Here is a 14,252-nt window from a genome sequence, read left to right as displayed (position 1 = left end):
ATGACGACTCAACTCTCGGCTGCCGTGCCTGCCCTGCGCCCCGAAGGCGTGATTGGCCTGATCGCCCCCGCCGGCCCTGCCGCACTGGATGTTGAAAAAGCCGGCCAGTGGATGCGCGCCCGTGGCCATGAGCTGCGCATATTCCCCGGTGTGTATGAGCGCGATGGCTACCTGGCCGGCAGCGACGAGGTGCGCCTGCGCGATTTGCATGCGGCGTTTGCCGATCCCGAAATCGATGCCATCTTCTGCCTGCGGGGCGGCTACGGCACACCACGTCTGCTGGACCAGCTCGATTTCGACCTGATTGGTGCCAACCCCAAGCCGTTCGTGGGCTACAGCGACATCACCGCATTGCACCTGGCCATCAACCGCTACGCGGGTTTTGTGACCTTTCATGGGCCAATGCTCAACGCTGACCTGCTCGGTGACAAGCAGCAGCCCACCGAGTCATCGTTGTTCAGCATGCTGCGCGGGCAACTGAGCGAGTGCAGCGTGCTGGCACACCCGGTTGCTTACCCGCTGACTACGATCGAGCCGGGTATCGCCTGCGGGCGTTTGCTCGGTGGCAACCTGTCGATGATTGCCGCGGTGATGGGCACGGCGTTTGAGATCGACGCTGAAGGCATCATTCTGTTTATCGAAGACGTCAACGAGCCGCTCTACCGAATTGACCGACTGCTGACCCATTTGCGCCTGGCGGGCAAGCTGTGCCAGGTCGCCGGTGTGCTGGTCGGGGATGTATCGGGGGTGGACAAGGCGGCATTGGAGCGCCTGCTCAAGCAGACGTTCGAGCCGCTGTGCATTCCGGTGCTGTCCGGCTGGCGCAGCGGGCACTGCGATCCGAACCTGACGCTGCCGATGGGCGCGCTGGTGCGCCTGGATGCGGGGGAGCAGCAGTTGGTGTTGGAGCAGGATGTAGTGTTCAAGCCCTGAGAGTGCTATCGCAGGCAAGCCAGCTCCCACAGGAAAATGCATTCCAAAGGTGGGAGCTGGCTTGCCTGCGATGACGGCAGTCGCCATAGGCCGATCTAACGGCTCTGCAACGACTCCAGCAGCTTCACTGTCGGAAACCCATCCGCCGGCCAACCCAACGACTGCTGCGCCGCCCGGATCGCCTTGCGCGTGTTGGCGCCGATAATCCCGTCCGGGTTGCCCGCGTCATAGCCCTTGGCACTCAGCACCGTCTGCAAATCAATACGCTGTGAACGACTCAGCGGCAGCTCATCCTTGGGCCAGTCGCCGCGAATCACGCCGCCGCCAGCAAACCGCTCCGAGAGCAGGCCCACGGCCAGCGCGTACGACGACGAGTTGTTGTACTTGAGGATCGCGCGGAAGTTATCCAGCACCAGGAACGCCGGGCCACGGTAACCGGCCGGCAGCAGCAGGGCGGCGGACAGGTGCTCGACGTTCGGCGGCATGCTCGCGCCAGGTGGCAGCTGGATGCCGAGTCTCATCCACTCGCCAACGGTCTTGCGTATGCCGCCGTCGGCCAGGGCGTAATCGAAGTTCGCCGGCAGTTGTTTCACCTCAAAGCCCCACGGCTGGCCACGCTGCCAGCCGGAGCTTTGCAGGTAGTGCGCAGTGGAGGCGAGGGCGTCGCCCGGGCTGTTCCAGATATCGCGGCGACCGTCGCCATCGAAATCCACGGCATGGGTGTTGTAGGTGGTCGGGATGAACTGGGTCTGACCCATGGCCCCGGCCCACGAACCTTTCATCTGGTCGGCAGAGATATCGCCATGCTGGATGATCTGCAGCGCCGCCAGCAGTTGCGCCTGGGCGAACGCCGGGCGGCGGCCTTCATAGGCCAGGGTCGCGAGCGATCGGATCACCGAGTTATTGCCCTGGAACTGGCCAAAGTTGCTTTCCATGCCCCACACCGAAACCAGTGCCTGGCGGTCAACGCCATAACGCTCTTCGATGCGTTGCAGGATATCGGCGTACTTGATCAGCAACGCTTGGCCATTACGCACGCGTACCGGCGACAGGGCACCGTCGAGGTATTCCCATACTGGGCGGGAAAATTCCGGTTGGCTGCGATCGGCGCGAATCACCGCCATGTCGGGCGTCACGCCAGCAAAGGCGTTATCGAAGACGGCGGGTGTGATCCCCGCGCTCAGGGCTTGCGCACGAAAGCCAGCCTGCCATTCGGCAAAGGTCTGGGTCGGCTGGATATCAAGATTGTCCACGGCCAAAGGGGGGACCACGGCAGGCGCGACGGCAGGCACGGTCTTGAGCGTTGGCAGGGGTTGCGCGTCCGCGGCGGTGGGTTTCTCGGCGCAGGCGACAAGCAGAATGAGGCTGGAGGCAGCGATCAGTTGGCGAAGGTGCCAACGACGGGAAAGGCTAGAGGGCATGCACAGGTCCAGGGATTACAAATCAAGTACCGACCTTATCATGCCGGAGGGGCACTTGCCTTCAGGCAGCCAGAAAGTAAGAAGCCTCCCAGCTATTAGACTGGAAGGCTTCGCGGCGGTAGCTGCCTTTGCCCTTGCCGGCGCGTTCCTGACGGCTGCGGAACAGTGGCTGGGCGATGATGGATTTGGCCTTGTTGGGGCCATGCTTGGATGGCTTTTTGCTCATGTTCGGTACTCTCTTGAGGTGGGGGCTTGAGGTGGGATGAAGCGGTGCAAATCATCTGCCGAAGTGGCGCGGCTGTAAAGCCCGGCGATGTGTAGGTGGTTTCACATTATCAAGTGGGCACGGTCAATGTGGGAGCTGGCTTGCCTGCGATAGCGGTCCATCAGCAAAAATGTAGTGGCTGACACACCGCTATCGCAGGCAAGCCAGCTCCCACAAGGGACAGTGGGGTTATTCGGCGGGGAGTGTCAGGCGTTGGCCAGACATCAACAGTGACAAACGGCTCAGGCTCATCCACGGCGAGCCCGCCGCCTGGCCTTTGATCTGCGCATCGATGCGCTGCGCTTCCAGCAACAGCTGCGCCCAGCGTTGCGCCGAATGGCGTTGCAGGGCTTTGCTCATCAGGGGTTTGCGCTTGTCCCACACCGGCGGCCTGGCCTGGCTGAAGCATTTGTCCAGCGGCGTGCCTTGGCTGTATTGCAGGGCAATATTGGCCAGCACTCGCAACTCTCGAGCCAGCGCCCACAGGATCACCGGTGGTTCCACGCCTTCGCCGCGCAAGCCTTCGAGCATGCGCAGGGCGTGGGCGGGTTCGCCATTGAGAATCGCGTCCACCAACCCGAACACATCAAAGCGCGCGCTATCAGCGACTGCGCCCTGGACGGTTTCGACGGTGATCTGCCCGTCTTCGGCCATCAGCTTGAGCTTTTCGATCTCCTGGGCGGCGGCAAGCAGGTTGCCCTCGACCCTGGCGGCGATCAGCTCGACGGCATCTTGCGTTGCCGACAGCCCTGATTGCGACAGGCGCTGACGTATCCACTGCGGCAGTTGGTTGCTGTCCACTGGCCAGATCTGGATGAACTGGGTTTGCGGGCCTTCTACCAGCGCCTTGCCCCACTTGGTTTTCTGCGCGCTGCCATCGAGCTTGGGCAAGCTGATCAGCAGCACCGTGTCCTCAGCGGGGCGTGAGCAGTATTCCATCAACGCCGCCGCGCCTTTGTCACCGGGCTTGCCCGAAGGCAGGCGCAGTTCCAGCAGGCGTTTCTCGGCGAACAACGACATGCTCGCACCGGCTTGCAGCAGCGTGCCCCAGTCGAAACTGGCGTCGGCGCTGAACACCTGGCGTTCATCGAAGCCTTGCTGGCGTGCGGCGGTGCGAATCGCGTCGGCCGCCTCCTGGCACAGCAACGGGTCATCACCGCTGACGATATAGACAGGCGCAAGGCCACCTTGCAGGTGCTTGGCGAGTTGGGCGGGGGCAAGTTTCATAGGCAGGGCGAACGGGGCGCCAGGGGCGCCCCGTCTGGCTTACTCGACAGGGACTTCGGCAGGCGATTGTTTCGGCGTGTTGTCTTCGTATTCCTGCGCAGCTTTCAGGGCGTCGGCGTCAGCCTTGGCCTTGTTGTCGGCGGTCAGCTGCAAGGCGGCGAGTTTTTCCGGCGTCAGCTGTTGCAGGCGAATCATCAGGCGCTGGATCAGCTCGCGACGCATTTCCTTGCGAACCTGGATGATCTCCGAGTCCGAGCCCACCAGGTTGTTACCGTCATGGCTGACAACTTTCTGCACTTCAACCTTGTCACCCATCAATGGCAGGTGGTCGCGGCCTTGCAGTTCATAGACGACCAGGGTGTTCAGCTCAATGTCCGACGCACGGCCGGCACTGGCGTAGCTGAGGTTACGCTGGGTTTCTTTCTCGTCCACCAGGTTCAGTTTGTAAGTCGCGCCGGAGGCCACACGTACACCGCTGCTTTCCAGGGTCTGGCGCAGTTGGGTCAAGGTATCGCCGTAGGCGTTGCGCGCGCTGACGTCGAGTTCCTTGATGCTCAGTTCATTGGTGGCGGTGCCACGCAGCTGGAAGCCGCAAGCGCTCAGCAGCACAGCGAGGCCCATCACCAGCAAATTGCGTTTGATCATTTTGTTGCTCCCCTTGAAACCATGTTGGCCTTATCGAGGCCTTAAAGGTTTAGTTCGGCGCAGGGCTCAAGCCCTGCGCCCGATCCGATTAGCTGGCGACGATGTTGACCAGTTTGCCCGGCACTACGATCACTTTGCGGATCGTCAGGCCTTCGGTAAAGCGCAGCACGTTTTCGTTGATGCGCGCTGCGGCTTCCACGTCTTCACGGCTGGCGCTGGCAGGCATGTCGATCTGGCCGCGCAGTTTACCGTTAACCTGGATAACCAGTTGCAATGTGTCCTGCACCAGCGCGCTGTCATCCTGCACCGGCCAGCGCGCATCGATGACCGCATCGGTATGGCCCAGGCGGCTCCACAGCTCATGGCTGATGTGCGGCGTGATTGGCGCCAGCAGCAACACCACAGCTTCCAGGCCTTCCTGTACTAGCGCGCGGTCCTGTTCGGTGGCTTGCGGGGCTTTTTCCAGCACGTTCATCAGCGTCATCACCTGGGCGATGGCGGTGTTGAACTTGTGGTTCTGGCCCACGTCCTGGCTGGCCTGGCGGATGGCCAGGTGGGTGCTGCGACGGATGGCTTTTTGCTCATCGCTCAACGACGGCACGTCCAGTTTGCCCGGCAAACCCTGGCTGACATGGGCGTGCGCCAGGCGCCAGACGCGCTTGAGGAAGCGGTGCGAACCTTCAACCCCGGAGTCGGACCATTCGGCGCTCATGTCGGGCGGCGAGGCGAACATCATGAACAGGCGGCAGGTGTCGGCGCCGAACTGATCGATCATCGACTGTGGGTCAACGCCGTTGTTCTTGGACTTGGCCATCTTCTCGGTGCCACCGATTTCCACCGGCAGGCCGTCGGATTTCAGCTTGGCGCTGATTACCTTGGCTTTGCTGTCACGCTCAAGCTCGACGTCCGCCGGGTTGAACCAGGTGTAGGCGCCATTGGCTTCGCGGCGATAGTAAGTCTCGGCGATTACCATGCCTTGGGTCAGCAGGTTCTTGAACGGCTCATCGGAACTCACCAAGCCTTCGTCGCGCATCAGCTTGTGGAAGAAGCGCGCGTAGAGCAGGTGAAGAATCGCGTGTTCGATGCCGCCGATGTATTGATCCACCGGCAACCAGTGGTCGGCTGCGGATTTTTCTACCAGGCCGCCTTCATAGTGTGGCGAGGCGTAGCGGGCGTAATACCACGAGGACTCGACGAAGGTGTCCATGGTGTCGGTTTCACGCTTGGCAGGTGCGCCGCATTTAGGGCACGTGCACTCGTAGAACTCGGGCATGCGCGCCAATGGCGAACCGGCGCCATCCGGCACCACGTCTTCAGGCAAGACCACCGGCAACTGGTCTTCCGGCACCGGCACGTCACCGCAGGTTTCGCAGTGGATGATCGGGATCGGGCAGCCCCAGTAGCGCTGGCGGCTGATGCCCCAGTCGCGCAGGCGGAACTGGGTGCGCGAGGCGCCGAGGTTTTTCTTGATCAAGGCAACTTCGATGGCGTCGAAGGCACCCTGGAAGTCCAGGCCGTCGAACTCACCGGAGTTGATCAGCGTGCCGTGCTCGCCGTAGGCGTCTTGCCACGGGGCCGGGTTGGTCTCGCCGGAACTGGTACGCACCACGGATTTGATCGGCAGGCTGTACTTGGTGGCGAACTCGAAATCGCGCTCGTCGTGGGCCGGCACCGCCATGACTGCGCCATCGCCGTAGTGCATCAACACGTAGTTGGCGACCCACACCGGGAGTTTTTCGCCCGTCAGTGGGTGCTCGACGAACAGGCCGGTTGGCAGGCCTTTTTTCTCTTGGGTGGCAACGTCGGCTTCGGCCACGCTGCCGCCTTTGCATTCGGCGATGAACGCTTGCAGCTCAGGATTGTTCTGTGCAGCCTGGGTGGCCAGCGGGTGCTCGGCGGCCACGGCGACGTAAGTCGCGCCCATCAGGGTATCGGGGCGGGTGGTGAAGACTTTGAGTGCGCCGGCTTCGCCGATCGAATCGACGTTGTACGGGAACTGCACTTCCATGCCCTTGGATTTGCCGATCCAGTTGCGCTGCATGGTCTTGACCTGTTCAGGCCAGCCCGGCAAGTCATCGAGGCTCGACAGCAGTTCATCGGCGTAGGCCGTGATCTTGAAGTAGTACATCGGGATCTGGCGCTTTTCGATCACCGCGCCGGAACGCCAGCCGCGACCGTCGATGACTTGCTCGTTGGCCAGTACGGTCTGGTCGATCGGGTCCCAGTTCACGGTACCGTTTTTACGGTAGATCACGCCTTTTTCGAACAGGCGCGTGAACAGCCACTGTTCCCAGCGGTAGTAATCGGGCTTGCAGGTGGTCACTTCGCGGGACCAGTCCACCGCCAGGCCCAGGCTGCGCAGCTGGGTTTTCATGTAGGCGATGTTTTCGTAGGTCCACTTGGCGGGCGCCACGTTGTTTTTCATCGCGGCGTTTTCCGCCGGCATGCCGAAGGCGTCCCAACCCATAGGTTGCAGGACGTTTTTGCCGAGCATGCGCTGGTAGCGGGAAATTACGTCGCCGATGGTGTAGTTACGCACGTGCCCCATGTGTAGCTTGCCGCTGGGGTAAGGGAACATCGATAGGCAGTAGTAAGTCTCCTTGCCTGGCTGTTCACTGACTTCAAAGGACTTTTGCTCGTCCCAGAAGGTTTGGGCGGCATTTTCTATTTCACGGGGCTGATATTGTTCGTGCATGGCTACTTTTGAACTGAATAGGGGTGGCCTAATCCTCTTCGGTACAACATTCAGGTTGATCGACACCAAAAAGCGGCGCGTCCGTGCCCAAACCCTGCGGGAAGTGGAGTTACAGGAAGCGCCGTAGCATACATGACCCCACTCTATCGAGGGAAACCCTGATTGCGCGGCGAGGGCCGTCTGTCGCGGCGCGAGGCAGGCGCAGCCACGGGGACTACGCTGTTTATTGGGGAGTGAGTCTTATCTTCAATGAGGTGAGGGGATGGTTGAATCGCAGCGAACTTTAATGAAACCGCAATTGTATGAAGGACTGATCGACCGTTTGGGTCGTGCATTGGATGCCGCAAGAACCGCAGGCCGATTGCTTGATGAGCGGCCTCTGGAGCTGGAGTTGCGAGGCTTGAGCCAGGCTGAACTTGAATTGATCAAGGGCTACCTGGAATTGAATCACCACCGTGCCTGCGAGGAACGGGCTGCCCCGCCCGCCCAAGAGCCTATGTGTTCGGCCAAGGTGATCTGGCTGAAAGATGTGTCTGCGGGTCGCGGTCCCGACAAACGTCGGGCCGCACGGTAAACGTGGAGCACCACGTTAACCTTTGAGTCGTCTCGAAACAGGTTAGTAAAGATTGTCGCTAAACCCCGTTGCATCTAGGCTTCGGGCATCTTTGGAGATGCCCGATGCCTTTTCGTTATTTCATTAAACAATTGCTCTTGCCGCCCGGCCTTTTTTTGCTGCTGCTGGCGCTTGCCTGGTGGTTGCGTAAAAGTCGCCCGCGCCTGGCCGGAGGCTGCTTTGCCGTGGGGTTCGGGGGGCTGTGGTTGATCAGCCTGCCGGTGATGGTGCAATGGGGCGCGCATGCCTTGGAGACCGAGCCACCGTTGGCCCGTGAAGCATGGGCGACGCTGGCCCAGCGCGCTGATGCGATTGTGGTGCTGGGCTCTGGGCGTGAGCGCGGCGACCCTGCGTGGGGCACCGATCAGCCCACCGGTACAGGGCTTGAGCGCCAGCGTTATGCCGCGCGTCTGGCCAAGGCATCCGGGTTGCCGGTGTTGACCAGTGGTGGCTTGCACTACGGCACGCCGCCCAGCGAGGCGGAGTTGATGGCCGTGTCGATGCAGGATGACTTCGGCGTGACAGTGCGCTGGAAGGAAGAGCGCAGCCGTACCACCTGGGAAAACGCGCAGATGAGTGCCGAGATTCTGTTGCCCCAAGGCATCAAGCGTGTGGTGGTGGTAACCCAAGCCTGGCACATGCCGCGTGCGGTGTGGAGTTTCGAGAAGGCCGGCTTTACCGTGGTGCCGGGGCCGGTAGGCTTTTTGGGTGTGGACAATGCCCGGCCGCTGGGCGGCTGGATGCCCGAGGTCAAGTCGGTGTGGCAGAGCGGACAGTTGATCAACGAGGCGGTGGGGCAGGTGGGGTATCGGGTGTTTTACCGATAACGCCGCAATTTTAAATGTGGAAAGCGGTTCATGTGGGAGCGGGCTTGCTCGCGAAAGCGGTGTGTCAGTCAGCTTATTCGTTAACTGATACACCGTATTCGCGAGCAAGCCCGCTCCCACACAAGCCAGCTCCCACATTGATTTTGTAGTGTCGCTCAGAGTCAGACCGTTTTGGACATCCGCCCCGCCAGCAGCGCCCAGCCGAACAAGCCCAGACACACAATGATCAACGGCCACGAGCGCCATTGCAGGTACGGCGTCAGGTTGTGCATCGGCACCACTTCGCCGTAGAGAATCCCGCGTTCAAACTGCGGGATCTGCGCGGTGATCTGCCCAAACGGGTTGATCAGGCCGGTCACGCCATTGTTGGTGGCGCGGATCATCCAGCGGCCAGCTTCCAACGCACGCATCTGCGCCATTTGCAGGTGTTGCAGCGGGCCAATGGAGCGGCCGAACCAGGTGTCGTTGCTGATGGTCAGCAGCAAATCGCTCTGGGCCGACAGGCCTGCGGCAAATTCCGGGTACACCACTTCGTAGCAAATGAACGGCGCAATCTGATAGCCCTTGGCTTGCAGCATCGCCTGATCGGACGGGCCGCGGGCGAAGTCCGACATCGGCAGGTCAAAGAAAGCGATCAGCCCGCGCAGCATGTCTTGCAGCGGCACGTACTCACCAAAAGGCACCAGTTTTTGCTTGAGGTAAGTGCCTTCGCCTTCGCCCACCACGGTGATGCCGTTGAAGTAGCGCTTCTGGTGGTGCACTTCCTGGCGGATCGGTACGCCGGTGATCAGCGCAGAGTGCCGGTCGGCGGCAAACTTGCCCATCATGCCCAGGTAGCCTTCGACTGACTCTTTGAGCACCGGCACCGCGGTTTCCGGCCATACCAGCAGGTCCACCGGCTTGGAGCTGAAACTCATGTCGCGGTACAGCGCCAACTGCGCGTCGATCTGCGCGGGGTCCCATTTCATGCTCTGTTCGACATTGCCCTGAATCGCCGCCACGGTCAGCGGTGCGCCGGAGGGCGAGGTCCAGGCATGATGCTTGAGCGCCAGGCCGATGGCCCAGGGTGCAACCAACAACACCAAGCCTGCGCCGATGAAGCCGTTGCGCTTGCTTGCCAGCAGGCGCGGCAGGTTGCACAGCACGGCAGCCGTCAGCGCCAGGGCAAAGGAGATCAGCCACATGCCGCCCAGTGGCGCAAGGCCGGTGAGCGGGCCATCGAGTTGGCTGTAACCGGAGTACAGCCAAGGGAACCCCGTCAGGAACCAACCACGAAACGCTTCCTGGCCAACCCACAGCGCCGCAAAGGTCAGCGCATCGGCCAGCGGCGCCTCATTACGACGCAGCCAGCGTGCCCACAGCCAGGCGGGCAGGGCGAAGAACCAGGCAATCGCGGCGGTAAACAGCAGCATCAAAAAGCCAGCCAGCAACACCGAAGCGCCGCCGAAGTGGTGGATGCTGTAGTAGATCCAGCTGGTGCCGGCGCCAAACAGGCCAAAACCGAAGCACCAACCACGGCCCAAGGCCTGACGTGGCGTCAGCTCGCGCAGGCCGATATAGAACAGCCCGACGGCCAGTAGCGCAAATGGCCACAGATCGAAGGGCGCCAGCGCCAAGGTGGTAATGGCGCCGGCCACCACGGCCAGCAAGTTACCGGGCCAGCCGGGTGCGATGAAACGGCGCATATCAGTCCTTAGCGGGCAATCGGGGTCAGGCGAATCAGATGAATTCGGCGGCTATCGGCATTCAGAATGCGGAAGCGATAAGCGCCAATCTCAGTGGTTTCGTTACGTTTTGGCAGGTGCCCAAACGCACTCATCACCAAACCGCCCACCGTGTCGAACTCATCATCCGAGAACTCGCTGTCGAAGAACTCGTTGAAGTTCTCGATCGGCGTCAGCGCCTTGATCAGGAAATCACCGCTGGGCAGCGGTTTGATGTAGCTGTCTTCTTCGACGTCGTGCTCGTCTTCGATATCGCCGACGATTTGCTCAAGCACGTCTTCGATGGTCACAAGACCGGCCACGCCGCCGTATTCGTCGATCACAATGGCCATGTGGTTGTGGTTGGCGCGGAACTCGCGCAGCAGCACATTCAGGCGCTTGGATTCAGGCACGAAGGTGGCCGGGCGCAGCAAGTCCTTGATGTTGAAGCTGTCGCCGTTCTCTTGGAGGATCAGCGGCAGCAGGTCCTTGGCCAGCAGGACGCCCATGACGTCGTCATGGCTTTCACCGATCACCGGGTAGCGCGAGTGCGCCGAGTCGATCACGGCCGGGAGGAATTCCCGTGGGGTCTGGGTCGCCTTGATGCTGATCATCTGCGAGCGCGGGACCATGATGTCCCGAACCTGCAGGTCAGCCACCTGGATGGCGCCCTCGACGATGGCCAGCGCTTCGCTGTCCAGCAACTTGTTCTGATGGGCCTCGCGCAGCAGCTCCAGCAGCTCCTGGCGGTTTTTCGGCTCGTGGGCAAAAGCCTGGGTCAGTTTACCCAGCCATGACTTCTGCCCGTTGCTCGATCGGTCTTCGCTCATAGCGATTACTCTAAATCCTTTGTTGTGTCAGTTATGTGTAGTTTCAGTTTTCGTCGTCTGCATACGGATCAGGGTGACCCAGTTCAGCAAGCAACGTTTGTTCCAGTGTTTCCATTTCGCAGGCTTCGTCATCGTCTATATGGTCGTAACCCAAGAGATGCAAGCAGCCGTGGATGACTAGATGGGCCCAGTGGGCCTCAAGTTCCTTGCCTTGTTCCTTCGCCTCGCGCTCGACCACTTCGACGCAGATCACCAGGTCGCCCAGTAACGGGATATCCAGTAACTCATCCGGCACGTCGGCGGGAAAGGACAGTACGTTGGTCGCGTAGTCCTTTTGGCGCCAGGTGTGATTCAGTTCACGGCCTTCGGGCTCGTCCACCAGGCGGATGGTCAGTTCCGAGTCGGCGGTGCGCTGGCGCAGGGCCAGGGCGCACCATTTACGGAACTGCGCTTCGCTGGGGGCGGGCGCTTCGGTGGCCAGCTGCAGGTCTAGCTCAAGCATCGCGGCGCACGTCTTTGGCGGGTGCGTCATCGCGGTGCTCAAAGCGCTCGTAGGCTTCGACAATGCGCTGCACCAACGGGTGGCGAACCACGTCTTTGGGCATGAAATGCGTGAAGCTGATGCCTGGCACGTCCTTGAGCACGTCGATCACCTGGGCCAGTCCGGACTTGGTGCCCTTGGGCAGGTCGACCTGGGTGACGTCGCCGGTGATCACGGCGGTGGAGCCGAAACCGATACGGGTGAGGAACATTTTCATCTGTTCGACGGTGGTGTTCTGGCTTTCGTCGAGGATGATGAAACTGTTGTTCAAGGTGCGACCACGCATGTAGGCCAGCGGGGCGATCTCGATCACTTGGCGCTCGATCAACTTGGCCACGTATTCAAAGCCGAGCATCTCGTACAGCGCGTCGTAGAGCGGGCGCAGGTACGGGTCGATCTTCTGGGCCAGGTCGCCGGGCAGGAAGCCAAGCTTCTCGCCAGCCTCGACTGCCGGGCGTACCAGCAGGATGCGTCGCACCTGCTCGCGCTCCAGGGCGTCGACCGCGCAGGCCACGGCCAGGTAGGTCTTGCCGGTACCGGCGGGGCCGATGCCGAAGTTAATATCGTTACCGAGGATTTCCTTGACGTAGCGCTGCTGATTCAAGCCGCGTGGGCGAATCATGCCTTTTTTGGTGCGCAGGGCCACGCTGGCTTCGGCCACCGGGTTGTTGGCCAAGTCTTCCACGGCGGATTCCTGCAGGTACAGGTGCACGGTCTCCGGCGACAGCTCACTACCCTTGGTTTCGCGGTAGAGGCGGCGCAGCAGGTTTTCTGCAGACGTGGTGTGCTGGGGTTCACCAATAAGCTCGAACTGATTGCCGCGGTTGCGGATCTCGATGCTCAGGCGTTGTTCGATCAGGCGCAGGTGCTCGTCGAACTGTCCGCACAGGTTGGCGAAACGGCGAGCCTCAAACGGCTCGAGGATAAAACGATGGGGTTCTGCTATGGGTGCGTTCAAGGTTGCTTTTAGCCGCCCTTTGGCTGTTTAGGTGAAGGAGAGGATAACGCCAGTGCTCGGCGTGCGAAAGCACTTATATAGTGCTGGCTCAATCTCAAGAACCATGAAAATCCACTGTGGGAGCTGGCTTGCCTGCGATGGCGGTGTGTCAGTGCCAGATGTGTCGGCTGACCCACCGCTATCGCAGGCAAGCCAGCTCCCACATTTTGATCTTCATCCGGTCAGCGCTCAGTCCACCAGCGACCCACGCAGCGAGTGCGGTTGCGCCGCATCGATGTGCACATCGGCAAACTGGCCGATCAGGGTGGGAGTGTCGCAGCGGAAGTTGACGATCCGGTTGTTCTCGGTACGCCCTTGCAGCTCGCCCGGGTCTTTTTTCGAGTAGTCGGTGACCAGGATGCGCTGGATCGAACCGACCATTTGTCGGCTGATCTCGAAACCTTGCTGGTTCAGGCGATGCTGCAGTGCGTTCAAGCGCTCTTTTTTCAGCGCTTCCGGGGTGTCATCTGCCAGATCGGCAGCCGGGGTGCCCGGACGCTGGCTGTAGACGAACGAATACGAGAAGTCGAAACCGACGTCTTCGATCAGCTTCATGGTCTGCTCGAAATCCTTCTCGGTCTCGCCGGGGAACCCGACGATAAAGTCCGAGCTGATGCAGATACCCGGCACCGCGGCGCGCAATTTTCGCAGCTTGGATTTGTATTCCAGGGCCGTGTGGTTGCGTTTCATGGCCGCCAGAATGCGGTCCGAACCCGACTGCACCGGCAAATGCAGGTGCTTGACCAGCTCCGGCACTTCGGCGTGCGCCTGGATCAGGCTGTCGGAGAACTCCAGCGGGTGCGAGGTGGTGTAGCGAATACGCTCGATGCCATCCACCGCCGCCACCACGCGGATCAACTCCGCGAGGTCGGCCAGGCGCCCGTCGTCGGTCTGGCCGCGATAGCCGTTTACGTTCTGGCCCAGCAAGGTCACTTCGCGCACGCCGTTTTCGGCCAGGTGGATGATTTCGGCCAGTACGTCGTCAAACGGCCGGCTGACTTCTTCGCCGCGGGTGTAGGGCACCACGCAGAAGGTGCAGTACTTGCTGCAGCCTTCCATCACCGACACATAGGCACTCGGCCCGTCGATGCGCGGTTCGGGCAAATGGTCGAATTTTTCGATTTCCGGGAATGACACGTCCACCTGCGGCAGCTTGGTGATGCGTGCGGCGTCGATCATTTCCGGCAGGCGGTGCAGGGTTTGCGGACCGAAAACCACGTCGACATAGGGAGCGCGGTCGCGGATCGCGGCGCCTTCCTGGCTGGCCACGCAGCCGCCGACGGCGATCACCATGTCCGGGTTGGCCAGTTTCAATTCACGCCAGCGGCCCAGCTGCGAGTACACACGGTCCTGGGCACGCTCGCGGATCGAGCAGGTATTGAGCAGGATGACGTCGGCATCTTCGGCGCGGGCGGTGACTTCCAGGGCCTGGTGTTCGCCCAGCAGATCGACCATGCGCGAGCTGTCGTACTCGTTCATCTGGCAACCGTGGGTTTCGATGTAAAGCTTCTTGGCCATGGGAATCGTCAACTGGTGGTAAAGAACCGCGCATTAT

At 61.2% G+C, this 14,252-nt stretch carries 13 protein-coding genes; 3 read left to right on the top strand and 10 right to left on the bottom strand.

From position 1 onward, the window contains the following. A complete protein-coding gene (locus PSH96_RS25430) occupies positions 1–933 on the top strand; it encodes an LD-carboxypeptidase (RefSeq protein ID WP_305455977.1) in 933 nt (310 codons plus the stop codon). A 95-nt stretch (positions 934–1,028) separates the two neighbouring features. Here PSH96_RS25430 and PSH96_RS25425 read toward each other — a convergent pair whose 3' ends face one another. From PSH96_RS25425 to leuS, 5 genes are all read right to left on the bottom strand, one after another. Further along, the gene (locus PSH96_RS25425) at positions 1,029–2,354 is read right to left on the bottom strand and encodes a lytic murein transglycosylase (RefSeq protein ID WP_305455975.1); all 1,326 of its coding nucleotides are present in this window, start codon (positions 2,352–2,354) and stop codon (positions 1,029–1,031) included. A 61-nt stretch (positions 2,355–2,415) separates the two neighbouring features. Next, positions 2,416–2,580 (bottom strand): alternative ribosome rescue factor ArfA, encoded by a 165-nt coding sequence (arfA, locus tag PSH96_RS25420; protein ID WP_003176285.1) that lies wholly within the window; start codon positions 2,578–2,580, stop codon positions 2,416–2,418. Positions 2,581–2,808: 228 nt separating this feature from the next. Beyond that, positions 2,809–3,846 carry a DNA polymerase III subunit delta gene (gene holA / locus PSH96_RS25415; RefSeq protein WP_017136058.1) on the bottom strand — a complete coding sequence of 346 codons (1,038 nt, stop codon included), beginning with the start codon at positions 3,844–3,846 and terminating at the stop codon, positions 2,809–2,811. 39 nt (positions 3,847–3,885) lie between these two features. After that, on the bottom strand, positions 3,886–4,491 hold the full coding sequence (lptE, locus tag PSH96_RS25410) for an LPS assembly lipoprotein LptE (RefSeq protein ID WP_305455972.1): 606 nt from the start codon (positions 4,489–4,491) through the stop codon (positions 3,886–3,888). 88 nt (positions 4,492–4,579) lie between these two features. Beyond that, entirely contained in the window at positions 4,580–7,186 is a 2,607-nt protein-coding gene (gene leuS, locus PSH96_RS25405) for a leucine--tRNA ligase (protein WP_305455971.1), read from the bottom strand. A 262-nt stretch (positions 7,187–7,448) separates the two neighbouring features. Here leuS and PSH96_RS25400 point away from each other — a divergent pair, with 262 nt between their 5' ends. Then, positions 7,449–7,760, top strand: coding sequence for a hypothetical protein (locus PSH96_RS25400; protein WP_305455969.1), 312 nt, complete (start codon positions 7,449–7,451; stop codon positions 7,758–7,760). 104 nt (positions 7,761–7,864) lie between these two features. Next, a complete protein-coding gene (locus PSH96_RS25395; protein WP_305455967.1) occupies positions 7,865–8,626 on the top strand; it encodes a YdcF family protein in 762 nt (253 codons plus the stop codon). Positions 8,627–8,787: 161 nt separating this feature from the next. Here PSH96_RS25395 and lnt read toward each other — a convergent pair whose 3' ends face one another. The 5 genes from lnt to miaB form a co-directional block, all read right to left on the bottom strand. Next, a complete protein-coding gene (gene lnt / locus PSH96_RS25390) occupies positions 8,788–10,311 on the bottom strand; it encodes an apolipoprotein N-acyltransferase (RefSeq protein WP_305455964.1) in 1,524 nt (507 codons plus the stop codon). 8 nt (positions 10,312–10,319) lie between these two features. Continuing rightward, on the bottom strand, positions 10,320–11,159 hold the full coding sequence (locus PSH96_RS25385) for an HlyC/CorC family transporter (protein WP_305455962.1): 840 nt from the start codon (positions 11,157–11,159) through the stop codon (positions 10,320–10,322). Between the two features lie 43 nt (positions 11,160–11,202). Next, positions 11,203–11,661 (bottom strand): rRNA maturation RNase YbeY, encoded by a 459-nt coding sequence (gene ybeY, locus PSH96_RS25380; RefSeq protein WP_305455960.1) that lies wholly within the window; start codon positions 11,659–11,661, stop codon positions 11,203–11,205. Next, on the bottom strand, positions 11,654–12,658 hold the full coding sequence (locus PSH96_RS25375; RefSeq protein WP_058420190.1) for a PhoH family protein: 1,005 nt from the start codon (positions 12,656–12,658) through the stop codon (positions 11,654–11,656). The genes ybeY and PSH96_RS25375 overlap by 8 nt, the downstream gene beginning before the upstream one ends. A gap of 228 nt (positions 12,659–12,886) precedes the next feature. Continuing rightward, positions 12,887–14,215, bottom strand: coding sequence for a tRNA (N6-isopentenyl adenosine(37)-C2)-methylthiotransferase MiaB (gene miaB / locus PSH96_RS25370; RefSeq protein WP_305455958.1), 1,329 nt, complete (start codon positions 14,213–14,215; stop codon positions 12,887–12,889). Between the last annotated feature and the right edge of the window lie 37 nt (positions 14,216–14,252).

This window comes from Pseudomonas sp. FP2338 (assembly GCF_030687515.1).
Classification (GTDB): Bacteria; Pseudomonadota; Gammaproteobacteria; order Pseudomonadales; family Pseudomonadaceae; genus Aquipseudomonas; species Aquipseudomonas salomonii.
The sequence above is the reverse complement of the archived record's forward strand: the minus strand, read 5'-3'. Positions and strand labels throughout refer to the sequence as shown.